At 73.8% G+C, this 22417-nt stretch carries 22 protein-coding genes; 4 read left to right on the forward strand and 18 right to left on the reverse strand.

The annotated features are described in order from the left end of the window. Positions 1–7: 7 nt before the first annotated feature. Positions 8–997, reverse strand: a complete 990-nt coding sequence (locus tag B4K29_RS17155) for a MerR family transcriptional regulator (RefSeq protein WP_286968365.1) — start codon at positions 995–997, stop codon at positions 8–10. A gap of 467 nt (positions 998–1464) precedes the next feature. Here B4K29_RS17155 and B4K29_RS17160 point away from each other — a divergent pair, with 467 nt between their 5' ends. Then, entirely contained in the window at positions 1465–1758 is a 294-nt protein-coding gene (locus tag B4K29_RS17160) for a WhiB family transcriptional regulator (RefSeq protein ID WP_019285528.1), read from the forward strand. 96 nt (positions 1759–1854) lie between these two features. On the opposite strand, the gene groL is transcribed toward B4K29_RS17160, so the two are convergent. Both groL and groES read right to left on the reverse strand, forming a co-directional pair. After that, positions 1855–3474, reverse strand: a complete 1620-nt coding sequence (groL, locus tag B4K29_RS17165) for a chaperonin GroEL (protein ID WP_019285527.1) — start codon at positions 3472–3474, stop codon at positions 1855–1857. Between the two features lie 90 nt (positions 3475–3564). Next, entirely contained in the window at positions 3565–3858 is a 294-nt protein-coding gene (gene groES, locus B4K29_RS17170; protein ID WP_019285526.1) for a co-chaperone GroES, read from the reverse strand. A gap of 269 nt (positions 3859–4127) precedes the next feature. Here groES and B4K29_RS17175 point away from each other — a divergent pair, with 269 nt between their 5' ends. Next, positions 4128–5393, forward strand: coding sequence for a class I SAM-dependent methyltransferase (locus tag B4K29_RS17175; protein ID WP_286968366.1), 1266 nt, complete (start codon positions 4128–4130; stop codon positions 5391–5393). 67 nt (positions 5394–5460) lie between these two features. On the opposite strand, the gene B4K29_RS17180 is transcribed toward B4K29_RS17175, so the two are convergent. Continuing rightward, on the reverse strand, positions 5461–6291 hold the full coding sequence (locus tag B4K29_RS17180) for a ribokinase (protein WP_029211379.1): 831 nt from the start codon (positions 6289–6291) through the stop codon (positions 5461–5463). A gap of 68 nt (positions 6292–6359) precedes the next feature. On the opposite strand from B4K29_RS17180, the gene B4K29_RS17185 reads away from it, so the two are divergent. Next, complete coding sequence (locus tag B4K29_RS17185) at positions 6360–7718, forward strand: glycoside hydrolase family 3 N-terminal domain-containing protein (RefSeq protein WP_286957922.1); 1359 nt, start codon at positions 6360–6362, stop codon at positions 7716–7718. 103 nt (positions 7719–7821) lie between these two features. On the opposite strand, the gene tsaD is transcribed toward B4K29_RS17185, so the two are convergent. The 11 genes from tsaD to glmS are packed head-to-tail and all read right to left on the reverse strand — an operon-like array spanning position 7822 to position 18504. Next, positions 7822–8871, reverse strand: a complete 1050-nt coding sequence (tsaD, locus tag B4K29_RS17190; RefSeq protein ID WP_029211377.1) for a tRNA (adenosine(37)-N6)-threonylcarbamoyltransferase complex transferase subunit TsaD — start codon at positions 8869–8871, stop codon at positions 7822–7824. Then, entirely contained in the window at positions 8868–9356 is a 489-nt protein-coding gene (gene rimI / locus B4K29_RS17195; RefSeq protein WP_239264431.1) for a ribosomal protein S18-alanine N-acetyltransferase, read from the reverse strand. Before rimI ends, tsaD begins: the two co-directional genes overlap by 4 nt. Beyond that, positions 9356–10030 carry a tRNA (adenosine(37)-N6)-threonylcarbamoyltransferase complex dimerization subunit type 1 TsaB gene (gene tsaB, locus B4K29_RS17200; protein ID WP_239264429.1) on the reverse strand — a complete coding sequence of 225 codons (675 nt, stop codon included), beginning with the start codon at positions 10028–10030 and terminating at the stop codon, positions 9356–9358. The genes rimI and tsaB overlap by 1 nt, the downstream gene beginning before the upstream one ends. Before the next feature lie 30 nt (positions 10031–10060). Beyond that, the gene (locus tag B4K29_RS17205) at positions 10061–11332 is read right to left on the reverse strand and encodes an MFS transporter (RefSeq protein WP_239264426.1); all 1272 of its coding nucleotides are present in this window, start codon (positions 11330–11332) and stop codon (positions 10061–10063) included. 33 nt (positions 11333–11365) lie between these two features. Continuing rightward, a complete protein-coding gene (locus B4K29_RS17210; RefSeq protein WP_019285516.1) occupies positions 11366–11749 on the reverse strand; it encodes a PPOX class F420-dependent oxidoreductase in 384 nt (127 codons plus the stop codon). Positions 11750–11754: 5 nt separating this feature from the next. Next, entirely contained in the window at positions 11755–12243 is a 489-nt protein-coding gene (tsaE, locus tag B4K29_RS17215) for a tRNA (adenosine(37)-N6)-threonylcarbamoyltransferase complex ATPase subunit type 1 TsaE (RefSeq protein ID WP_239264421.1), read from the reverse strand. After that, a complete protein-coding gene (locus B4K29_RS17220) occupies positions 12233–13522 on the reverse strand; it encodes an alpha/beta fold hydrolase (protein ID WP_286957915.1) in 1290 nt (429 codons plus the stop codon). Before B4K29_RS17220 ends, tsaE begins: the two co-directional genes overlap by 11 nt. Then, complete coding sequence (gene alr, locus B4K29_RS17225) at positions 13507–14670, reverse strand: alanine racemase (protein WP_286959201.1); 1164 nt, start codon at positions 14668–14670, stop codon at positions 13507–13509. Before alr ends, B4K29_RS17220 begins: the two co-directional genes overlap by 16 nt. A gap of 3 nt (positions 14671–14673) precedes the next feature. Next, complete coding sequence (locus B4K29_RS17230) at positions 14674–16224, reverse strand: bifunctional ADP-dependent NAD(P)H-hydrate dehydratase/NAD(P)H-hydrate epimerase (protein WP_286968367.1); 1551 nt, start codon at positions 16222–16224, stop codon at positions 14674–14676. 44 nt (positions 16225–16268) lie between these two features. Next, positions 16269–16619, reverse strand: coding sequence for a holo-ACP synthase (locus tag B4K29_RS17235; protein WP_286959199.1), 351 nt, complete (start codon positions 16617–16619; stop codon positions 16269–16271). A 31-nt stretch (positions 16620–16650) separates the two neighbouring features. Continuing rightward, on the reverse strand, positions 16651–18504 hold the full coding sequence (glmS, locus tag B4K29_RS17240; protein ID WP_286968368.1) for a glutamine--fructose-6-phosphate transaminase (isomerizing): 1854 nt from the start codon (positions 18502–18504) through the stop codon (positions 16651–16653). A gap of 82 nt (positions 18505–18586) precedes the next feature. Between glmS and coaA the strand changes: the two genes are divergently transcribed. After that, positions 18587–19567: a type I pantothenate kinase gene (gene coaA, locus B4K29_RS17245; protein WP_029211368.1), complete on the forward strand. Its 981-nt coding sequence runs from the start codon at positions 18587–18589 to the stop codon at positions 19565–19567. A gap of 144 nt (positions 19568–19711) precedes the next feature. Here coaA and B4K29_RS17250 read toward each other — a convergent pair whose 3' ends face one another. Genes B4K29_RS17250 through B4K29_RS17260 form a run of 3 tightly spaced genes read right to left on the reverse strand, consistent with a single transcriptional unit; the run spans position 19712 to position 22391 of the window. Next, positions 19712–20050 (reverse strand): FeoC-like transcriptional regulator, encoded by a 339-nt coding sequence (locus B4K29_RS17250; RefSeq protein ID WP_019285506.1) that lies wholly within the window; start codon positions 20048–20050, stop codon positions 19712–19714. Continuing rightward, a complete protein-coding gene (feoB, locus tag B4K29_RS17255) occupies positions 20047–22143 on the reverse strand; it encodes a ferrous iron transport protein B (protein ID WP_286957908.1) in 2097 nt (698 codons plus the stop codon). The genes B4K29_RS17250 and feoB overlap by 4 nt, the downstream gene beginning before the upstream one ends. Beyond that, positions 22140–22391 carry a FeoA family protein gene (locus B4K29_RS17260; RefSeq protein WP_051274072.1) on the reverse strand — a complete coding sequence of 84 codons (252 nt, stop codon included), beginning with the start codon at positions 22389–22391 and terminating at the stop codon, positions 22140–22142. Before B4K29_RS17260 ends, feoB begins: the two co-directional genes overlap by 4 nt. Positions 22392–22417: the final 26 nt, after the last annotated feature.

Genomic DNA, 22417 nt, shown 5'->3' on the forward strand with positions numbered 1-22417 from the left:
AGCAAGGTCACCCCGACGGGGCGCAGCACTTGCCCTCGACCGCCCGCACGACGTCGGCCATGGTGGCCTCCTGCCCCGGCCAGTGCAGCCAGCCCTCGCCCCAGTAGACCTGGTCGCCCGACCGCGCGGACTGCCGCAGCCGGCCGGCCACCTGGGCGGCGACCGCACCCTCCCCGACGTAGACGACCAGCACCCCCTCGATCCCCTCACCCAGGACGCGGGCGGCCCTGCTGGCCGACCCCTCCAGCGAGAGGTCGCTCACGGCGATGGACCGCTCGGCCAGGGCGGCGCGCAGCAGGAGGCGGGCGGCGGGGTCGTCGAGGCCGGGCAGGGACACGACGTGCACCGGGCGGAGGTTGCGAGGGCTGCGTCGGAGCCGTATGTCGCCGACCGCCCCCGCCGTGGCGGAGGCCAGCATGGCGTCCGCACGCCCCTGGGCGACCGGCGCCAGCATCCAGGCCGCGTTGCGCGCGGGCAGCACCCGCTCGTCCCACGTGCGGGCGGCCCCGAGGTCGCGTTGCGCGAGGCGCAGGAGCGCCGTGCTGCCCTGCGCGTCGCCGTTGCCCAAGGTCCCCAGCAGGGTCATGACGGGAGCCGCCACCTCGCCCACCTGGGCGCCGCGGCCGAGGTAGCCGCCCCGCAGCGCGGTCGCGTCGCTGCGCCCGGAGACCAGGGACACCTCCCCCTCCCCGGGGTGCGTGGGGTTCGAGCTGGCGGCCAGCTCCTCCGTCGTGGCGTCCAGGGCGCGACGGGCGGCGTCCCGCGAGGTCAGGCCGGACTGGGTCAGGGCGCGCATGAAGCGCAGGCGCGCCACGTCGGTCTCGGAGTAGCGACGGTGCAGACCCGACCGGTGACCGGACGGCTCGAGGCCGTAGCGCCGGGCCCAGGTGCGCAGGGTGGACGGGGCCACCCCGACCATCTCGGCCACCACGGCCACCGTCAGGCTCTCGAACCCGCTGGGACGCCGAGGTGCGCCGGTGCTAGCAGCCATGTCCATGTACCCATCCTCGTCGCCGAACGGGGCCGTCCGATCCGCCGTCACGCTGACCGACCCCTGTCGACCTGTCAACCAGGTGCAACGATCCCCAGGGTCGCCCCCGACCGCGGGCGGCCACCGGCTGGTCACCTCGACTCCACCCGACCGGCACGAAATTGACACTGCGTTGCCACGATTTCACATTGTGTGTCGAATATTTATCCGGTCGGGCCCACCGGATGCCCAAGGGGCGAGAAGGCGACGTGGATTACGCCTGCCGCATCTTGCCGCAGGCGCATTCACGCAGGTACGGTCTGTCGCAGCAGCACGCCCCCGCCACCACGCGACGTCGCTGGCTAGGGCTCATGGGTCACCTCAGGTTACTCGTGAGTATGTCATACGTTTGATCATTATGCGAAGTGCTTGCATCGTGTGACTTGCGTGACATCCTCGGTCATCGTCGCCGCATCTCTGCACAGGAGCACACCATGGCCGAGATCAGCCGCCTCCCGGGACCCGTCGCCGATCAGTGGGACTGGCAGCTGCAGGGATCATGCCGCCGGGAGAACCCCGACGTGTTCTTCCACCCCGAGGGCGAGCGTGGCCCCGCCCGGCGCAACCGGGACGGCGCGGCCAAGGCGGTCTGCATCGCCTGCCCCGTCCTGGGCCAGTGTCGCGAGCACGCCCTGCGGGTGCGCGAGCCCTACGGCGTCTGGGGCGGCATGACCGAGGACGAGCGCGAGTCGCACTACGCCGCCAGCACCGCGATCGCGATCGCCTGACCCCCCTCACCACGCGCGAAGGCCGCCCACCCCGATCGGGGCGGGCGGCCTTCGCGGCATACGGCCTGGCGTGAGGTCAGGTCGCGTCGGGTCAGGTCAGTGACCGTGCCCGTGGCCGTGACCACCGGCGGGAGCGGCAGGCTCCTCCTCGGGCTTCTCGACCACGAGGGTGTCGGTCGTCAGGACCATCGAGGCGATGGACGCGGCGTTGCGCAGGGCGGAACGCGTGACCTTGACCGGGTCGATGACGCCGGCCTTGACCAGGTCGACGTACTCCCCCGTCGCGGCGTCGAGCCCGTTGCCCGGCTCCAGCTCGGCGACCTTGGAGACGGCGACGTAGCCCTCGAGCCCGGCGTTCTCGGCGATCCAGCGCAGCGGCTCGGCCGCGGCCTTGCGCACGATGTTGGCGCCGGTCAGCTCGTCGCCCTCCAGGTGGAGGTCGTCGAGAGCGCGGACCGCGTGGACGAGGGCGGAGCCGCCACCGGCGACGATGCCCTCCTCGATCGCGGCGCGCGTCGCGGAGATCGCGTCCTCGATGCGGTGCTTCTTCTCCTTGAGCTCGACCTCGGTGTGGGCACCCACCTTGATGACGCAGACGCCACCGGCGAGCTTGGCGAGACGCTCCTGGAGCTTCTCGCGGTCCCAGTCGGAGTCGGTGCGCTCGATCTCGGCCTTGATCTCGGAGACGCGGCCGTCGACCGCGCCGGCGTCGCCGGCGCCGTCGATGATCGTGGTGTCGTCCTTGGAGACGACCACGCGGCGGGCCTGGCCGAGGACCTCGAGGCCGACCTGGTCGAGCTTGAGGCCGACCTCCTCGGCGACGACCTGGCCACCGGTGAGGACGGCGATGTCGGCGAGCATGGCCTTGCGGCGGTCGCCGAAGCCCGGCGCCTTGACGGCCACGACGTTGAAGGTGCCGCGGATCTTGTTGACCACCAGGGTGGACAGCGCCTCGCCGTCGACGTCCTCGGCGATGATCAGCAGCGGCTTGCCGGCCTGCACGACCTTCTCGAGGAGCGGCAGGACGTCGGCGATGGCCGAGATCTTGCCCTGGTTGACGAGCACGTAGGCGTCCTCGAGGACGGCCTCCATGCGCTCCGGGTCGGAGACGAAGTAGGGGGAGATGTAGCCCTTGTCGAACTGCATGCCCTCGGTGAACTCCAGCTCGGTGCTAGCGGTGGAGGACTCCTCGACGGTGATGACGCCGTCCTTGCCGACCTTGTCGAAGGCCTCGGCGATCTGCGTGCCGACCTCCTCGTTCTGCGCGGAGAGCGAGGCGACCGCGGCGATCTCGGACTTGCCGGAGACCTCGCGGGCGTTGGCGAGCAGGCGCTCGGACACGGCGTCGACGGCCTGGTCCATGCCGCGCTTGACACCGGCCGGGGCGGCCCCGGCGGCGACGTTGCGCAGGCCCTCCTTGACCATGGCCTGCGCGAGGACGGTCGCGGTGGTGGTGCCGTCACCGGCGATGTCGTTGGTCTTGGTGGCGACCTCCTTGGCGAGCTGCGCGCCGAGGTTCTCGTAGGGGTCGTCCAGCTCGACCTCACGGGCGATGGTCACGCCGTCGTTGGTGATGGTGGGGGCGCCCCACTTCTTGTCGATCACGACGTTGCGGCCCTTGGGGCCGAGCGTGACCTTCACCGCGTTGGCGAGGGCGTCGACACCGCGCTCCAGGGACTTGCGCGCGTCGTCGTTGAACTCAAGCGTCTTGGCCATGAGCTTCCTTGTCTGTCTAGAGGTATGACGAGAGCCCCGCCCCCAGCCGCGAAGGCTCGGGCCGGGGCTCCCAGAGAAGTCGATGCTGCGTCAGCCGACGATCGCGAGGACGTCGCGGGCGCTCAGGATCAGGAGCTCCTCGCCGCCGTACTTGACCTCGGTGCCGCCGTACTTGGAGTAGATGACCTTGTCGCCGACGGCGACGTCGACGGGGACGCGGTTGCCCTTGTCGTCGATGCGACCGGGACCCACGGCGAGGACCTCGCCCTCCTGGGGCTTCTCCTTGGCCGTGTCCGGGATGACGAGACCGGACGCCGTGGTCTGCTCGGCCTCGACGGCCTTGACGACGATGCGGTCCTCGAGCGGCTTGATGGAAACCGACACTGTGGTGACCTCCCCTTCGGGAATGTCGAGAGTGGACAGATGATGGACTCCGGCGCGTGGTGGTACGTCCGGGTCGCCGTCGCGGGGGTCGACCCTTAGCACTTGCCTGCCGAGAGTGCTAACCCACAATCTAGGAAGCCACTGGCACTCGGTCAAGTCGAGTGCCAGCGCGGCGCGGACCTACCCCCGGCGGTCACGTCGACCGGCCGTCGTTCCCCAGGCGGGTGTGACCGAGGCCGGTCGATCTGACGGTGGGAGAGGATGGCGCCATGGATCTCGCCACCACCCGTGCGCTCACCTCCCCCGAGGGGCTCGCCCTCCTCCGGGGACTGCCGGTGTATGACGAGGCCCGCTCGCTCGCCACCTCCTCCACCCTGCGCCGGGAGGGGCACTCCCCCGAGCTCGTCGCCGCGGTGCTCACCCAGAGCCGGCTGCGCCAGCGCGGCCGCGCCAAGCTGGGAGACGCCGTCGACCGGCTCCTGCTCACCCCCGACGGCCTGGAGCAGGCGACCCGCCCCGTCGTGGCGCAGCAGCACGCCGAGCGCCTGGCGGCGGCCGGGGTCCGCACCGTCCACGACCTGGGGTGCGGCCTCGGTCTGGACGCCGCCGCCATGGCGCACGCCGGGCTCGAGGTCCTCGCCGTGGACGCCGACCCCGTCACCGCCGAGATCGCCGCGCACAACCTCGCCGGCGTCGTCAGGCCCCCGGGCACCTCTGCCCCGCAGGTGCGGTGCGCCCGCGCGGAGGAGGTGGCCGACGAGCTGGTCGGCGCGGACCGGCATACGGCCGTCTGGCTCGACCCGGCCCGGCGCACCCCCGGGGTCGCCGACGCGACCGGACGCACCCGCAGGACCTTCCGCCTGGACGACCTGGCCCCGTCGTGGGAGCTCGTGCAGGACCTCGCCGGCCGGGTCGAGGCAGCCGGGGCCAAGCTGTCACCCGCGTTCCCGCACGCGGCCCGCCCCGACGGGACCGAGGCGCAGTGGGTCTCGTGGCGCGGCGAGGTTGTGGAGTGCGTCCTGTGGTGGGGCTCGGCGGTCCGGTCCGCCGGACGCTCCGCGCTGGTCCTCGACGGCGACACGGAGACGCCGTGGTCCGCGCACCTGGTCACCGAGGCCGACGTGCCCACGGACCGCCCCGCGCCGGGGAGCGACCGGGGCGACCTGCTGCACGAGCCCGACCGGGCCGTGATCCGCGCCGGGCTGGTGGGCGCCCTCGAGGCCCTCACGGGTGGGGCCGAGCTGGACGGCGGCGTGGGCTACGTGCGGTCGGCGGACCGGGGACCGGTGGCGGTGCCGTGGGCCCGGGCCTACCGCATCCTCGACGAGATCCCGTTGCAGGACAAGGCGATCCGCGCGTGGTGCCGCGAGCGCTCGATCGGTGACCTGACGCTCAAGAAGCGCGGGGTGGACCTCGACCCGGATCGCCTGCGGCGCTCCCTCAAGCTCAAGGGCACCGGTCGCGCCATCCTGGTCCTCACCCGCGAGGCGGGCCGGCAGGTCGCCCTGCACGTCGTCCCGATCGACGCCGGCTGAGGCTGCACGGCCGTCCGGCCCTGGGCGGCGGTGCTGGGCGGTGCTGGGCGGTGCTGGGCTCGACCGCTCAGAGCAGCGCGTCGCGCTGGGCGCCCCGGTGCCGCACCGCGTCGGCGCCCGCCCGCAGCGCGCCGGCCACCGCCTCCTCGTGCGTCGCCCCCAGGGCCAGGTGCGCGGCCAGCGCCCCGCAGAACGCGTCCCCCGCGCCGGTCGTGTCCACCACGTCCTCCGGCGGGACCGGTGTGGCGGGGTGCTCGACGCCCATCCAGGACGCCCCGGCCGCGCCGAAGGTCACGAGCAGCGACGCTGGGAAGGCCCCGTCGTCGGCCAGCTCCAGCGCCTCGTGCTCGTTGACGACCAGCGGGTCCGCCACCTCCACGACGTCCACCGGCAGGTGGTGGTAGGGCGCGGCGTTGACCACCACCCGGATGTCCCTGGTCGAGACCCGCTGCACCGCCGCCGCCACCGTCTCGATCGGCACCTCGAGGCTCACCAGCAGCACGTCGCCCGCCGCCATCGTGTCGAGCACCCCCATGTGGTGCGGCAGCAGCTCGGCGTTGGCGCCGGGGCTGACGACGATGACGTTCTCTCCCTCGAGGTCCACGGTGATGAACGCGTGACCGGTCGGCTCTCCCTCCACGACGCGGACGTGGGAGACGTCGATCATCCTGTCCTGCAGTCGATCTCGGTATGCCGCGCCCGCCTCGTCCCCACCGATGGCCGCGACCATGACGACCTCCGCACCCGTCGCCGCCGCCGCGATCGCCTGGTTGCCGCCCTTGCCGCCAGCCGTGCGCCGGGTCGACCCGCCGACGATCGTCTCGCCGGGCCGGGGCAGGCGGTGCACGGTGGTGGTGAGGTCGACGTTGAGGGACCCGAGGACGTAGACGCGGCTCATGCGCCCCATCCTGCCGCCACCCAAGCACGCCGCGCGTGCCAGCCCCTCCCCGGGTACCGTCGGACCTGATGCCCCCGCACGTCACCCGCACCCCCGCCCTCCTCCTGGCCGCTGCCCTCACCGTCACGGCCGGCTGCGCCACCCCACCCACCGCGCAGGGTCCGACCGGCGCGTCCACGGACGGCGCCGGAGCCGGTCCCGGGCGATCCAGCACCCCGACCGCCACCGGCTCGACCCGCGGGGGTGACGTTCCTTCGTTCGACGTCACCGGCCTGCCGCGTCGCGCGGCCTCCTCGTCGGGCTCCGCGACCACCGCACCTGGCGCCCCGGCAGCATCGGCGCCGGCCCCGGCCGCGGGCGGTTCCCGGCATACGGCCCAGGCCTCCTGCGCCGCCGGCATCGTCGACGGGCTCACCCCGGGGCAGCGGGTGGGGCAGCTCGTCATGGTCGGGGTCACCCGGGGGCGCGAGGACGACGCCCGCCGCGTGATCGCGGGGCAGGCGATCGGCAACGCCTTCTTCATCGGCGGGTGGCGGGACCGTGGGCAGGTCGCCGAGGTGAGCCGCCGCCTCCAGGCGGCGGCGGACCGGGCCGGCCACGAGCTCGACCTGCTCGTCGCCGCCGACCAGGAGGGTGGTCAGGTCCAGCAGCTCAAGGGCTCCGGCTTCCGACGCCTGCCGTCCGCGGTGGAGCAGGCCGCGCTGCCGCCGGACGACCTGCGCGCTCTGGCCACCGACGCCGGGCGCGAGCTGCGCGCCGCCGGCGTCAACCTCAACCTGGCCCCCGTCGCGGACACCGTCTCGCCGGAGCTCGGCCGCGCCAACGCGCCCATCGGCGGCCTGTCGAGGCAGTACGCCACCGAGCCCGGGGCCGTGTCGCCCCCGGTGGCGGCCGTGATCGCGGGGCTGCACGCCGCCGGCGTCGGCGCCACGCTCAAGCACTTCCCGGGGCTCGGGCGGGTCCGCGCCAACACCGACCACTCGGCCACCGGCATCGATGACACCCAGACGACGGCGGACGACGGCTACCTGCAGCCGTTCGCCGACGGGATCGCCGCCGGGGCGGACGTGGTGATGATGTCGACCGCGCGCTACCGCAGGATCGACCCGACCACCCAGGCGGCCTTCTCCCGCCCCGTGGTGACCGGGGTGCTGCGCGAGCGGCTGGGCTACGACGGGGTGGTGGCGACCGACGACCTCGGTGGCGCGGAGGCCATCCAGCACATCCCGACCGGCGAGCGGGCGGTGCGCTTCGTCCGCGCGGGCGGCGACGTCGCCGTCACCGGGATCGCCCTGGACGGCCGCGTCATGTCGCGCGCGCTGCTGGCGGAGAGTCGGCGGGACCCGGCCTTCGCGGCGCTCGTGCACCGTGCGGCCGAGCGGGTCGTGGAGCTCAAGGTGCAGCGCGGCCTCGCCCGCTGCGAGTAGGTGCGACGACGCCGAGAACGCCGCCGACGACGCCGGCGCCGGCCCGGTCAGCCTGACGCAGTCATCCTGACGCGGTCAGCCAGACGCGATCTGGCCGAGACGGTCAGGCCGAGACGACCGTCACCGGCATCGACGAGTCGGCCGGCAGGCCCAGCTCGGACGGCTCCCGACCGCGCATCACCATCTGCGCGCCGAGGGCCGCGACCATGGCGCCGTTGTCCGTGCACAGCCCCGGCCTCGGCACGCGCAGCGTCACCCCGGCGGCGTCGCACCGTTCCTGGGCGAGGGCCCGCAGCCGCGAGTTGGCCGCCACGCCGCCGCCCACGACGAGGTCGTCGACGCCGTTCTCGCGGCACGCGAGCAGCGCCTTGCGGGTCAGCACGTCGACCACGGCCTCCTGGAAGCTCGCGGCCACGTCCGCGACGGGCACGTGCTCCCCCGCGTCCTGCTTGGCCCGCACCCAGCGGGAGACGGCGGTCTTGAGCCCCGAGAAGGAGTAGTCGAAGCGGTGCCGCTCCATGTCCTTGCCCGCGGTCAGGCCGCGCGGGAAGTCGATCACCACCTGGCCCTCGCGGGCGGCACGGTCGATGTGCGGCCCGCCCGGGAAGCCGAGCCCGAGCACGCGCGCGACCTTGTCGAAGGCCTCGCCCGCCGCGTCGTCGATGGTCTGCCCCAGGTGACGGACGTCGTGGGTGATGTCGGGGACGAGCAGCAGGTTGGAGTGCCCGCCGGACACGAGCAGCGCCAGGGTCGGCTCGGGCAGCGGGCCGTGCTGCAGGGTGTCGACGGCGACGTGCGACGCGAGGTGGTTGACGCCGTAGAGCGGCTTCCCGAGCGCCACGGCGAGCGACTTGGCCGCGGCCACGCCCACCAGCAGCGCCCCGGCCAGGCCCGGCCCGGAGGTCACGGCGATGGCGTCGAGGTCGGCCAGGCGCACCCCGGCCTCGCGGCAGGCGCGCTCGATGGTGGGGACCATGGCCTCGAGGTGGGCCCGGGACGCGACCTCGGGCACCACGCCGCCGAAGCGGGCGTGCTCGTCGACGCTGCTCGCGATCGCGTCGACGAGCAGCGTGCCGCCGCGCACGATCCCGACGCCGGTCTCGTCGCACGAGGTCTCGATGCCGAGGACGAGTGGCTCGTCGGTGCGGGTCATGCGGGCTCTCCCTGGGTGGCGGGGTGATCAGGTCGTGTGCCGGGAAGGTGCCGCCGCATGACGAGGGCGTCCACCCCACCGGGCTGGTAGTAGCGCCGCCGCACGCTGATGGTCTCGAACCCGTTGCGGTCGTAGAGCGCTCGAGCAGCGGCGTTGTCGGCGCGGACCTCCAGCAGGAGCGCCTCGGCGCCTCGTGCGTGGGCCCGGTCGACGAGCTCGTCGAGCATCCGCCGGCCCAGGCCGAGGCCGCGGGCATCGGGCGTCACGGCGACCGTCATGACGTCCGCCACGTCACCGGCGGCGTCGATCCCGGCATACGCGAGGACACCGCCACGAGAGGGGTCGTCCCAGACGACGTAGTCGCGCCGGGGGCGCTCGGCGAGCTCGGCCCACCAGGTCTGCTCGGTCCACGCGTCGTCGGCGAAGGCCTCGCGCTCCAGCGCGGCGAGACGGGGGATGTCGGTCCAGCGCAGCTCGCGCAGCATCAGACCACCGTGACGGGGGCGACGGAGGGGACGGCGTCCGGGCGCCGGAGATAGAGCGGGGTGGTGTCGGAGAGGGACTCGCCTCGGGCGAGCCGCTGCACGGCCAGGTCGGCGAGCCACCCGGCGGAGACGTCGAGGGGCGCGCCGTCGGCCGCGGGCCCCAGCAGGTCGGGATAGAGGACCGGACCTCGTCCGACGACGGGCCGGCCGTCGAGCAGCGGGGCGAGGTCGGCGGGGCGAGCCACGTCCGGCGCGGTCTCGGCCACGGGCAGGCCCTCCTCGATGCGGTAGCCGGCCCAGTAGACCTCCTTGCGGCGGGCGTCGGTGGCGACGACGAACCGCTCCGCGCCGGCGAGCGCCCCGCGGGCCGCGTCGTGGGCCAGGGCGTCCAGGGAGCACAGGCCGTGGACCGGGACGGCCCGGGCGAGGGCGAAGGTCCGCGCGGTCACGATCCCGACGCGCAGCCCGGTGAAGGGGCCGGGACCGGTGCCGGTCACGACCGCGTCGACGTCGGCTGCGGCGATGCCGGCCTGCCGCAGGACCTCCACGATGCCGGGGGCCACGAGCTCCCCGTGCGCCCGCGCGTCGAGGACGCTGCTCTCGGCGACCACGCGGGTGCCGTCGTGCAGCGCCACGGTGATGGCGGTGGTGGAGGTGTCGATGGCGAGCAGCACGCCCACCAGTCTATCGCCGCGCCGGCGCGGTCAGCCGGCGTCGTTGGTGACCCGGGCCGCGGCCACGGGCAGGGCGCGACCGAGGACCGGGGCGAGGGCCACCCCGGCCAGCGCGACCACCGTGAGCGCCACCCACACCGGCAGCGGCCCCCGGGCGAGGAGCCAGGAGAAACCCACCGGCCCGATGATGGACGCGACGTTCCAGGACAGCTGGTAGGCGGCGAGGTAGCGCCCCCGCAGGTGCTCGGGGCGGCTGTCCACCGCGACGGTCGTGAGGACCGGGCCGCCGAGCAGCTCCCCGACGGTGTAGACGGCGGCCGCCACGAGCACCCCGGTCACCGCGACGGCGACCGGCAGCATCCCGGCCGCAGCCATGAGCACGAATCCCGCTGCGAACGCGAGGTTCCCGGCGGCGACGACCCGGTGCCGACGGTGCCCGGTCATGGACCGCACGGCCAGCCCCTGCCCGAACCCGACCATGACGGTGTTGAGCGTGAAGATCGCGCCGGTCACCCAGCCTGGCAGGTCGAGGATCTCGACGGCGTAGACGGGCATGGCGTAGTTGAGCGCCAGGCACGCGAGCGCGTAGCCGGTGTTGGCGACGATGAGGGCGTGGAAGGGCTTGTCGCGCAGCACGATCGACAGCCCGGCCAAGGCGCCCGACCGCTCGCCCGCCGCGTGCGCATCGGCGTCCCCGGCCGGCTGCGCACCGCCGGGACCCCGGTCGTGGGCCGGGACGGCGAGGAGCAGGACGAGCGCGAGCAGGTATGACGCCGCGTCGGCCGCCACCATCGCGCGGAACGCGGCCGGGGTGCCGACGGAGATCGCGACGCCCGCCACCAGGCCCCCGATCGCGAAGCCGACGTTGCGCAACGCGCCGAGGAAGCCGTACCACAGCTCCCGCTCCCCGGGACGGGTGATGGCGGCGACCATCGGGGAGTAGGACGCCCAGAAGGCCGCCTGCCCCGTGGCGACGAGCGTGGTCACCAGCTGCACCCCGAGGTAGCCGTCGACGGTCAGGTAGGCGAGATAGCCCACCGCCTGGATCGCGTTGGCGGCCAGCAGGATCCGTTTGGCGCCGAAGCGGTCCACCAGGTGCCCGACGAGCAGGACCACGGGCAGCGCGACGGCGGCGGCGACCGACAGCGCGAGCCCGACCTGCTCGAGCGGGACGTCCGTGGTGCGCAGGAAGTAGAGGACGGTGATGGGCATGAAGACGCCGCTGCCGATCGCGTCCACGCCGATGGCGACGACGAACCGACGGTGGTCGCCGACCGGGGGAAAGCCGAGGCGGCTGAGCATGGTGTCAGCCTGCTACATCAAGCACGCTTGACCTCAACGGATCTCGATGACGAGCCGAGCCGGGTTGCCGCGCCTGATGATTCGCTCGACGAGCATGAAGACCTTGAACTCCAGGCCGTACTTCGCCGTCATGGTGCTCATGACGCGCTGGACGGTCCAGGGGTCGTCGTGGACGGTCGCGCGCGCCTCGACGGTGGGGGCGTCCGGGGCCACCCGACCACGCCGGTCGCACGGACGCAGGGTCACCCGGTCGTCGCGGCGCAGGCGGCGCAGCTTGCCGGTGCCCTCCGGGGTGATGACCACGAGGGCGTCGCCGTCGCGGGCCACCCACACGGGGGTCGCCACGCCCTCCCCGTTGCGGCGAAAGGTCGTGAGGGACACGAAGCGCTCGTGGCCGAGGGCGGTGAGGGTCGTCATACGGCTCAGACTAGGTCCCGGACCGCCCCGAGGGCGTCCGGACCGGTCCACCGACGGCCGTGGCCGGTGAGCCGGGCGGTGCGGGTGGTCTCGCCGGTGAGCTCCAGCTCGAGGTAGTCCTCGGACAGCAGCTCAGCGACCCCGTGGCCCCACTCGACCACCGTGACCGACTCGTCCACGGTGGCGTCCAGGTCGAGGTCGTCGAAGTCCAGCGCCCCTAAGAGGCGGTAGGCGTCGACGTGCACCAGCCGCGGACCCCCGACGAGGGAGGGGTGCACGCGCGCGATGACGAAGGTCGGGGAGGTGATCGGCCCCCGCACCCCGAGCCCCTCGGCCAGCCCCTGCGTGAGGGTGGTCTTGCCCGCGCCCAGGTCGCCGGTCAGCAGGAGCAGGTCGCCGGCGTGCAGGACCGTGGCGAGCCTGCGGCCGAGGTCCTGCGTGGCCTCGGCGGTGGGCAGCGAGATCGCGTGCGGCACGGCGTCGTCAGGACTCACGGCGGTCCTTCCCGGAGCGGGCGGAGGTGATGGGTGTGGTGACGGACCGGACCTTGCGCGCCTGGCGCCCGACCTCCTCGGTCGCGCGGGCCACCTGCTCGCGGCGCCGGGCCTGCTGCTCACGACGTCGGACCTGCTGCTCGCGCCGGAGCGTGGCGCGGCTGTGCCCGAGGTCGGTGACCTCGCGCCGCCGGCCCCGTGGCGTCCCGTCGGCATGGCGTTCGGCGCGGTCCAGCATCTCGAGGATCTGGTCGGTGACGAGCTCGGGGTACTCCAGCATGATCAGGTGCCCCGCGTCGGTCACCACGACGTGCTCGGCGCCCGGCAGCAGCCGCACGATCTCCTCGCTGTGGCGCGGCGGGGTCATCAGGTCGTCCGCACCGTTGATGACCAGGGCCTCGATGCCCGCGAAGGTCGCCAGCGCCTGGCGCTCGTCGTGCTCGGACAGGGTGCGCAGGAAGCCGTGCATCACCTCGATCGGCGTCGACATGATGATGTCGGCGGCGTAGCGCAGCAGGCTCGGCGGCACGGGCGAGTGGAAGGAGTAGCGGTAGGTGAAGAAGTCCTCGGCCTGTCGCGCGAGGCGGCGGGCCTGCTCGACGGCCTCCTGGCGGCCGGTCAGCGGGGCGAGGGCGAACGGACCGACGCGCTGGGCCGCGCGACCGAGCAGGTCGCCGAGCTGCACCCGCAGCTCCCCCTCCCCGCCGGAGCTGGTGGCGACGAACGCCACCGCGACGCACCGCTCGCGGACCAGGGTCGGATAGAGCCGGGCCAGCCCCATCTGCGTCATGCCGCCCATCGAGTGCCCGACGAGCGCGAACGTCCCCTCGGGGCAGGTGGCGTCGATGACGGACTTGAGGTCCCGGCCGAGCGTCTCGATGCGGTAGGAGTCGCGGGCCCCCGGGCCGGACCGCCCGTGGCCGCGCTGGTCCCACAGCACCACGCGATAGCCGGCCGCCACCAGCCGGCGCCGCACGAAGATCCAGGCCTTGGTCGACAGGGTGTAGCCGTGCGAGATGACGATGCTTGGTCGCCCGATCGCCGTGTCGCCTGCCGGCTCGTCCGGCTCGTCCGGCTCGTCCACCTCGACGTGCAGCACGGTGCCGTCCTCGGCGACGACGACGGTCTCGTGGGTCGGGACGTGCTCGTAGGTCTCGTCCGTCTCGGGGGCGGTCGCGTGCGCGCGCGAGAGCACGCCCGCGAGGGCTCCGGCGGCGACGGCGCCGAGGCCGAGGCCCAGCCCGGTCAGCCGCCCCATGGGGGTCACGCCAGGTGCCACGCGGGCTCACCTCCGACATACCGGCGCGGCACGCGGTCGCCGACGCGGGTGATGAGCTCGTAGGAGATCGTGCCGATCGCCTCGGCCCAGTCCTGGGCGGTGGGCTCGCCCTGGGTCCCCGGGCCGAAGAGGACGCACGGGTCGCCCTCGCGGGCGCCCGAGCCGGGACCGAGGTCGACGACCAGCTGGTCCATGCAGACCCGACCGGCGACCGTATGCCGGGAGCCGGCCACCCACAGCGGACCGACGCCGCTGCCGGCCCGGGGCACGCCGTCGGCGTAGCCCACGGGCACGATCCCGACCCGCGTGGCCCGCTCGGTGCGATAGGTGTGGCCGTAGGAGATGCCCTGGCCCGCGGGGACGTCCTTGACCTGCGCCAGCGGGGCGGACCAGGTCATGGCGGGGGTCAGGCCGTCGTGCTCGTGGTCGCCCAGCGACGGCACCGGCGACAGGCCGTAGACCGCGAGCCCGGGGCGCACGAGGTCGTAGGCGAGGGACGGGTTGGTCAGCGTGGCGGCGGAGTTGGCGAGGTGGCGCACCTCGAGCCGGCAGCCGGCGGCCTCCGCCTCGGCCACCGCCGCGTCGAACCGCGCGACCTGGGCCCGCACCTCGGGGTGGTCGGGCGCGTCGGCATACGCGAAGTGCTGCATCATCCCGACGACCCGCACGCTTCCCTCGGCCTCGAGGGCCCGGGTGCGGTCGAGCAGGGAGGTCAGGGCGGGGCCGTGCAGCACCCCGTTGCGCCCCAGGCCGGTGTCGACCTTGACGTGGACGCGGGCGGCGCGGCCGACGGCGCGCGCCGCCTCGGCGACGGCCTCGAGCCCCCAGGGCGCGGACACGGCGAGGTCGACGTCCTCGCGCACCGCGGCGGCGAAGTCGGCCCCGGGCGCGTGCAGCCAGGACAGGACGGGGCAGGTCAGCCCGGCCGCGCGCAGCTCGAGCGCCTCGGACAGCTGGGCGACCCCCAGCCAGGTCGCGCCGCCGCGCAGGGCCGCGAGGGCGGACGGCACGAGACCGTGGCCGTAGCCACCGGCCTTGACCACCGCCATGACCCCGGCGGACCCGGCGAGCTCGTCGAGCCGGCGGACGTTGTCGCTGATGGCCGCCAGGTCGATCCGCAGCTCACCGGCGAAGCTCTGCCCGGTCACCGCTCACCCCACCTCCGAGGCGCGGGCGAGGAGCCGCGCGACGGTGGCAGGCACCTGCTGGGCGATCTCGAGCGCGCGGACCGGGCCGCCTGGGTTGGCGTCGTGGGCGGCGACCCCGTGCACGAGCGCGGCGAGGGACCCGGCGTCGACGGGGTCCAGCCCGGACGCGAGCAGGGTGCCGGCGAGCCCCGCGAGGACGTCGCCCGACCCCGCCGTGCCCGCCCACGCGGGGGCGTCGGCCTGCGCCCGGACGGCGAGGCCGGAGGCGGGGGGCGCGACGACATACGTGGTGGATCCCTTGAGCAGCACCGTCGCTCGCAGCAGCTCGGCGGCGCGGCGGGCCCAGCGCAGCGGCTCGGCGACGACGCCGGCCCGGTCGAGCTCGGACGCGTCGGGGTCGAGACGGGCGAGCAGGCGGGCCAGCTCGTCGGCGTGGGGCGTCAGCAGGGTGCGGGCGCCGGCCTGGGTGCGGGGGCCGTCGAGCAGGTCCAGCCCGCCGGCGTCGACGAGGCAGGGCAGCTCGCTGTCGAGGGCGCGGTGGGCGGCCTCGACCTGCGCCAGACCCAGCTGGTCCCAGGAGTGCGGGTGCGCGTCGAGACCGGGCCCGACGACCCAGGCCTGCACGCGGCCGGGCCCGTGCACGGCCTCGGGGACCTCGGCACGGACGAGCTGCGTGGGACCGGGCGGACCGACGTAGCGCACCATCCCCGCCCCCGCGCAGACCGCGGCCGTGACGCTGAGCAGCGGGGCTCCGGTGTAGACCTCGCCGCCGGCCACGACACCCACCACGCCGCGGGAGTACTTGTCGTCCTCGGGCCCGGGCGTGGGCCACAGCGCGGCGACGTCGTCGTGGTCGAGCCGCTCCGCCGCGGGGAGCGTGGCGAGGTCGAGGCCGATGTCGACCACCGTGAGCAGGCCGCAGCGGCCGGCGGTCCCGAGCACGTGGACGGGCTTGGCGCACCCGAAGGTCACCGTCTCGTCGGCGAACACCCCTGTGCCGCCGACCAGCTCGCCCATGGGGTCGGTGCCGGAGGGCACGTCCACCGCGATGACGTGGGCGTCGTCACCGATGGCGTCGAGGAGCTCGGTGACCAGGTCGGGCAGCCCGGGCCGACCGCCGATCCCGAGGACGCCGTCGAGGACCACGTCGGCGACGCCCAGGGCCTCGACCGATTTGGCCCGGCCCTTGGGCTCGGCCTTGCGTCTGCCCCTGCTCCCCTGGCCCGTGGCGTCGAGGACCTCGACCTTGGCCCGGCGCGCGGCGCGCAGGCCCTCCTCGTGCGGCGTCTCGGTGGTGAGCACGGCGACCAGGTCGAGCGGCTCCCCCACCAGGTCCGCGAGGTGCGCGAGGGCCCACAGGGCGTCCCCGCCGTTGTTGCCGCCGCCGACGAGCGCGACGACGAGCGGCTGAGTGCTGGTGTCGTCCGGGAGGCGCGCGGCGACGACCTGGGCCAGACCGGTGGCGGCCCGCTGCATCAGCTCGCCGTCGGGGAGCTGCGCCATGGCACGCGCCTCCGCGGCACGGACGTCGTCGACCGACCAGGCGTGGATCATCTCGGGCCTCCTTGCGATCGCCGGAGCGGGACCGGCCGAGTGTGTCACCTCTCGGCGATGACGAACGCCGAGGCCACGCCCGCGTCGTGGGACAGGGACAGGTGCAGCCTAGTCACGCCCAGGTCGTCCATCCGGTCCTGCACGCTGCCGCGTACCTGCCAGTAGGGTCGGCCGTGCTCGCCCCGCACGACCGTCGCGTCCTGCCAGCTGAGCGAGCCGGGCGATCCGAGCGCCTTGGCCAGCGCCTCCTTGGCGGCGAAGCGGGCGGCGGTCGACTCGGTGCGCAGGCCGCGTTCCTCGGGCGTGAACAACCGCTCGAGCAGGCCCGGGGCCCGCTCGAGGGTGCGCGCGAAGCGCTCGACGTCGACGACGTCGATCCCCACGCCCAGGATCATGGACGACCTGCTCGTATGCCGACGCCCGCCGTCACTCGACGGTGACGGACTTGGCGAGGTTGCGCGGCTGGTCGACGTCCAGCCCCTTGGCGGTGGCGAGCTCGCAGGCAAAGACCTGCAGCGGGATGATCGACAGCAGCGGCATCATCATGACGCTGGTGCGGGGCACCTCGATGACCTCGTCGGCGAACGGCCGGACCGCCTCGTCGCCCTCCTCGGTGATGACCAGGGTGCGGGCACCGCGGGCGCGGATCTCCTGGATGTTGGAGACGACCTTGGCGTGCAGGTCGTAGGGGCTGTCCTGCGCGGGCATGACGATGAACACCGGCTGGCCGGGCTCGATCAGGGCGATCGGGCCGTGCTTGAGCTCGCCGGCGGCGAAGCCCTCGGCGTGGATGTAGGCGATCTCCTTGAGCTTGAGCGCGCCCTCGAGGGCGATCGGGTAGCCGACGTGGCGTCCCAGGAAGAGCACCGAGCGGGTGTCGGACATGAAGCGCGCGATCTCGCGGACGCGGTCCATGGAGCCCAGCACCGTGTCGACGTGCTGCGGGATCTCGGCGAGCTCGCGCATGACGGCCTGCGCGTCCTCGGCATAGGTGCCGCCGCGGAGCTGCGCGAGGTAGAGGCCGAGCAGGTAGCAGGCCGCGATCTGGGCGGTGAAGGCCTTGGTGGACGCGACGGCGATCTCGGGGCCGGCGTGGGTGTAGAGCGCGGCGTCGGACTCGCGCGGGATGGTCGCGCCGTAGGTGTTGCAGATGGAGACCGTGAGCGCGCCGAGGTCCTTGGCGTGCTTGACCGCCATGAGGGTGTCCATCGTCTCGCCCGACTGGGACATCGAGACGACGAGGGTGCGATCGTCCACGACCGGGTCGCGGTAGCGGAACTCGTGCGCCAGCTCGACCTCGGTCTGGATGCGGGTCCAGTGCTCGATGGCGTACTTGGCGGACAGCCCGGAGTAGAACGCGGTGCCGCAGGCCACGATGATGATCTTGTCGATGGCCCTGAGGCGCTCGGGGTCGATGTTCATCTCGTCGAGCACGAGCTTGCCGTCCTCGTCGGTGCGCCCGAGCAGGGTGTCGGCGATGGCCTTGGGCTGCTCGAGGATCTCCTTCTCCATGAAGGACGAGTGCCCGCCCTTCTCGGCCGCCTCGGCGTCCCAGGTGACCTCGAACCTCTTGCCCTGGGCCGGCGTGCCGTCGAAGCCCATGACCTGCACGTCCTCGGGCGTGATGACGACCAGCTGGTCCTGGTCGACCTCCATGGCCGACTTGGTGTAGCCGATGAACGCGGCGACGTCGGAGCCGAGGAAGTTCTCGCCCTCGCCGAGGCCGATGACCAGGGGGCTGTTGCGGCGGGCCGCGACGACCGTGCCGGGGTGGTCCGCGTGGACGGCGAGCAGAGTGAACGCGCCCTCGAGGCGGTTGACCACGTCGAGCATGGCGGCCGTCAGGTCACCGTCGTAGGCCTTGGCCAGCAGCTGGGCCGCGACCTCGGTGTCGGTCTCGGACAGGAACTCCGCACCCTCGGCGAGCAGCTGGGTCTTGAGCGCGTGGAAGTTCTCGATGATGCCGTTGTGCACCACCGCGATCTTGCGGTCGTCGCCACCGCGGTGCGGGTGGGCGTTCTGGTCGGTGGGTCCACCGTGCGTCGCCCACCGGGTGTGGCCGATGCCGGTGCTGGCGGCCCCGAGGGGGTGCGCCTCCAGCTCGGTCGTGAGGTTGACGAGCTTGCCGGCCTTCTTGGCCGACGAGACCCCGTCGGGCCCGACCAGCGCGATGCCCGCCGAGTCGTAGCCGCGGTACTCGAGCCGGGCCAGCCCCTCGAGGACGACCTGCTGAGCCTTGTCATCCACCTGGGGGCCGACGTATCCCACGATTCCACACATGCGGCACACGATAACCGGCCGGAGGCCCTCACCACGCGAGAAACCCCCACGTGCGCGAGGCGGCGGGGCGTCATACCTGCTCATGGGCCACAATGTCGGGGTGTCGTCCAACGCTGCCGTCGCGCCGGTCTCGACCCCGTACGTCGAGATGGACCGGGCCGCGTGGGCCCGGTTGCGGGATCGGCACCCCCTCTCGCTCGACGCCGCCGACCTCGCCCGCATCCAGGGCACCGGCGTGCCGCTGGACCTGCAGGAGGTCGAGGAGGTCTACCTCCCCCTGTCGCGCCTGCTCTCCTTCTACGTCGACGCCACCTCCCAGCTGCACCGCGTCACCAGCAGCTTCCTGATGGAGTCGACGCCCCCGCCGACGCCGTTCGTGATCGGCGTCGCCGGGTCGGTCGCGGTCGGCAAGTCCACGACCGCCCGCCTGCTGCGCGACCTGCTCCGCCGGTGGCCGTCCACCCCCAAGGTCGAGCTGATCACCACCGACGGCTTCCTCTATCCCAACTCGGTGCTCGCCGAGCGAGGCCTCATGCACCGCAAGGGATTCCCGGAGTCCTACGACCGGCGGGCGCTGTTGAAGTTCGTGGCCGCCGTCAAGGCCGGGGCGCCGTCCGTGCAGGCCCCCGTCTACTCCCACCTCGTCTACGACATCGTCCCGGGCGAGCAGGTCGTCGTGGAGCAGCCCGACGTGCTCATCGTCGAAGGGCTCAACGTCCTGCAGGCCCCCCAGCCCCGCCGCGACGGGCGCCTCGGCCTCGCCGTCTCGGACTTCTTCGACTTCTCCGTCTACGTCGACGCACGGATGGACCACATCAAGAAGTGGTACGTCGACCGCTTCCTCAAGCTGCGGCAGACGGCCTTCGCCGACCCGGCGTCCTACTTCCGGCGGTATGCCGACCTGTCGGACGCCGAGGCGCGGGCCACGGCACTGCGGATCTGGGAGGAGATCAACGGCCCCAACCTCGAGGACAACGTCGTGACCACACGTGGGCGCGCGAGCCTCGTGCTCACCAAGGGCGAGGACCACTCGGTGCGCCGCGTGCTCCTGCGCAAGCTCTGACACCTCGCCCGCTGCCGGCCCCAGGAGCTGAGGTGGCGGGGCGGCGGCCTTCCATCCGCCGCTCGTCCCTCGCGGCTCCCGCCAGGCCCGCCCGTCCACCGCCCCACCACCTCGACTCCTCCCGGTCCCCGCGCCAGCGAGGGGCTAGCGGCGGCGCAGGGTCAGCTGGACGAGGACCGGGCCGGATCGGCGCCGCGACGGGCCGTCCGCACCGCAGCCGGCGTCCCCGTCGGACGAGCCGGAGGCGCACGACCCGCAGCCGCCGTCTGGGCACCCCGTCGCAAGCTCGCGCGCCTCGATGCGGCCCATCCGCACGAGGTGGTCGACGGCGGCGTCGACGGACGCGCGCGACAGCCCCGTCGCGCGCGAGATCGCGTCCAGGGACGACGCCCCCGACGCGAAAGCCGCCAGCACCTGCCGCAACGGCCCGCCCGACGAGACGGTCGGGCTTGCGGCGGGCGAGGTGGAGCCCGGGACCGTCATACGACCAGCCGCCCGACCTGGAACACGAGCACCGACAGCGTCCAGGCCATCGTCATCTGCACCGCGATCCCGAACACCGTCCAGCGCCAGCCGATCTCGCGCTTCTGCGCGGCGAGGGTGGCGACGCAGGGGGTGTAGGCCAGCAGGAACACCATGAACGCCAGAGCCGCCGCGGTGCCGTGACCGCCGGACGAGCGTTCGAAGTCCTCCCGGATGACGTCGCCCAGCCGACCCGGCTCCCGCTCGCTGTCCGGCTCGGACACGGCATAGGTCTGGGCCCAGGAGGAGATCACGGCCTCCTTGGCGACGAAGCCGACGACCAGCGCCGACGACGTCCGCCACTCGCCATAGCCCGCGGGCGCGAAGACGGGGGCGACCGCGGAGGCGCCGGCGGCGTAGACGGAGTCCGACGCCTCCACCTCGCCGAACGACCCCTTGCCCGGCATCGGGGTGGCCTGCAGCAGCCAGATCGCGACCACGGTGGCGACGATGATGCCGCCGGCGGTCTGCAGGAAGCCGCGCAGCCGCACCCAGGTCTGCGAGGTCATGAGCCGCAGCTGCGGCAGCTGGTAGGGCGGGAGGTCGAGGATCAGCGGCTCGTCCCCCACGCGCCGCCACACGGTCGAGCGCAGCGCGAGGCCGAGCAGGACGACGAGGACGATCGACAGGAGGTACATCGCGAAGACGACGGTGCCTGCCTGCTGCGGGAAGAAGGTCGTGGCCAGCAGGACGTAGACGGTGAGTCGCGCCGTGCACGAGGTGAGCGGCACGAGCAGTGCGGTCATGGTGCGGTGGTGCGCGTTGGGCAGCGTGCGGGTGGCGGCGATGGCGGGCACGTTGCACCCGAACCCCACCACGAGCGGCAGGAAGGCCCGCCCCGGCAGGCCGATCGCCCGCATCAACCGGTCCGTGACGACGGCGGCCCGCGCCATGTAGCCCGAGTCCTCGAGCAGCGACAGCAGCGCGAACATCAGCGCCATGAGCGGCACGAAGGTCAGGAGCATCCCGACGCCGGCGATGAGACCGTCGACGACGAAGCCGCGAACCGGGCTGTCCCCCAGACCGATCCGTTCGAGCAGCCAGCCGGCGCCGTCGCTGATCGGGCCGGTGAACAGGCCGTCGAGCCAGTCCTGCATCGGTGCGGCGACGGTCGTCGTGAGCTGGAAGACGACCCACATGGCGGCCAGGAAGACCAGCGGTCCCCAGACGCGGTGCGTCACGATCCCGTCGACGCGGTCGGTCCACCCGACCCTCACCTCGCCGCTGTGGCTGGCCGCAGCCTCCACGGCGGCCTCGACCCACGCGAACCGGTCGTCGGCGAGCATCAGCTCGGAGTCGTCGGAGTCGTCGGGGTGCCGAGGCCGTATGCCGGAAGCGGCGCCAGGACGGGTCGCCGGCACGGGCCGGGCCAGGGTCTGGACGACGACCTCCGCGAGAGGGTCCAGCCCCGTGCGCCGACGCGGGTCGACCTCCACGACCGGCACGCCCAGGGCCGCCGCAAGGCGGTCGGCGTCGACGTGGATCCCGCGGCGCTCGGCGACGTCGCCCATGGTGAGGGCCACCACGACCCTCAGGGCGTGCTCGCGCACCTGGGCCACGAGATAGAGGCTGCGCGCCAGGTGCGCCGCGTCGGCCGCGACGACCACCACGTCGGGGCGCTCGGCGGGAGGCTTGTCGATCAGCAACGCCCGGGTGAGCTCCTCGTCCGGCGAGGCGGGGTCGAGGCTGTAGGCGCCGGGCAGGTCGACGAGGTCGACCTCGGCGACCGGGCCGGCGGGCTCGTCCCCGCCCCCGGTGCCGCCCCCCGCGGCGGCGTGCCCCATCCGCCAGGCGCCGCGCCCGACCTCGACGGACGTCCCGGGCCAGTTGCCCATCTGGCGACGGGCGCCGGTGAGCGCGTTGAACAACGTCGACTTGCCGACGTTGGGCGAGCCCGCGAGCGCGACGACGGGCGTGCCCGGGGCCGCGGCCGGGCCCCCTGCGTCGCTGTGGCAGCTCGGGACGCTGCTCGCGGTGATGTGGGCGACCGTGGTGGAGCCGGCGGCGGCCGCGCCGGCACCGGGCGCGGCCGGGAGGGGCGGGGCCTGCGTCATACGACCGGAGCCTCCTCGACCACGAGGACCTGTATGCCGTGCGCCGTGGCCCGGTCGAGCGCGATCCGCGAGCCGGCCACCGCCACGACGCGACCGCCGCCCGCCGTGCGGTGGACGACCTCGACGGTGGCGCCGGCGCGCAGGCCCAGCTCCGCGAGGCGTCGTCGCGCCACGAGCGGCAGGTCGACCAGGGTCAGCCGCACCGGTCGTCTCGTGGGGACGGACTGCAGGGTGTCGGTGGGCCTCATGCGGGCCACGCTACGCCCGAGGTTAG

Source organism: Arsenicicoccus sp. UBA6765, assembly GCF_002453335.1.
GTDB classification, from domain to species: Bacteria; Actinomycetota; Actinomycetes; order Actinomycetales; family Dermatophilaceae; genus Arsenicicoccus; species Arsenicicoccus bolidensis.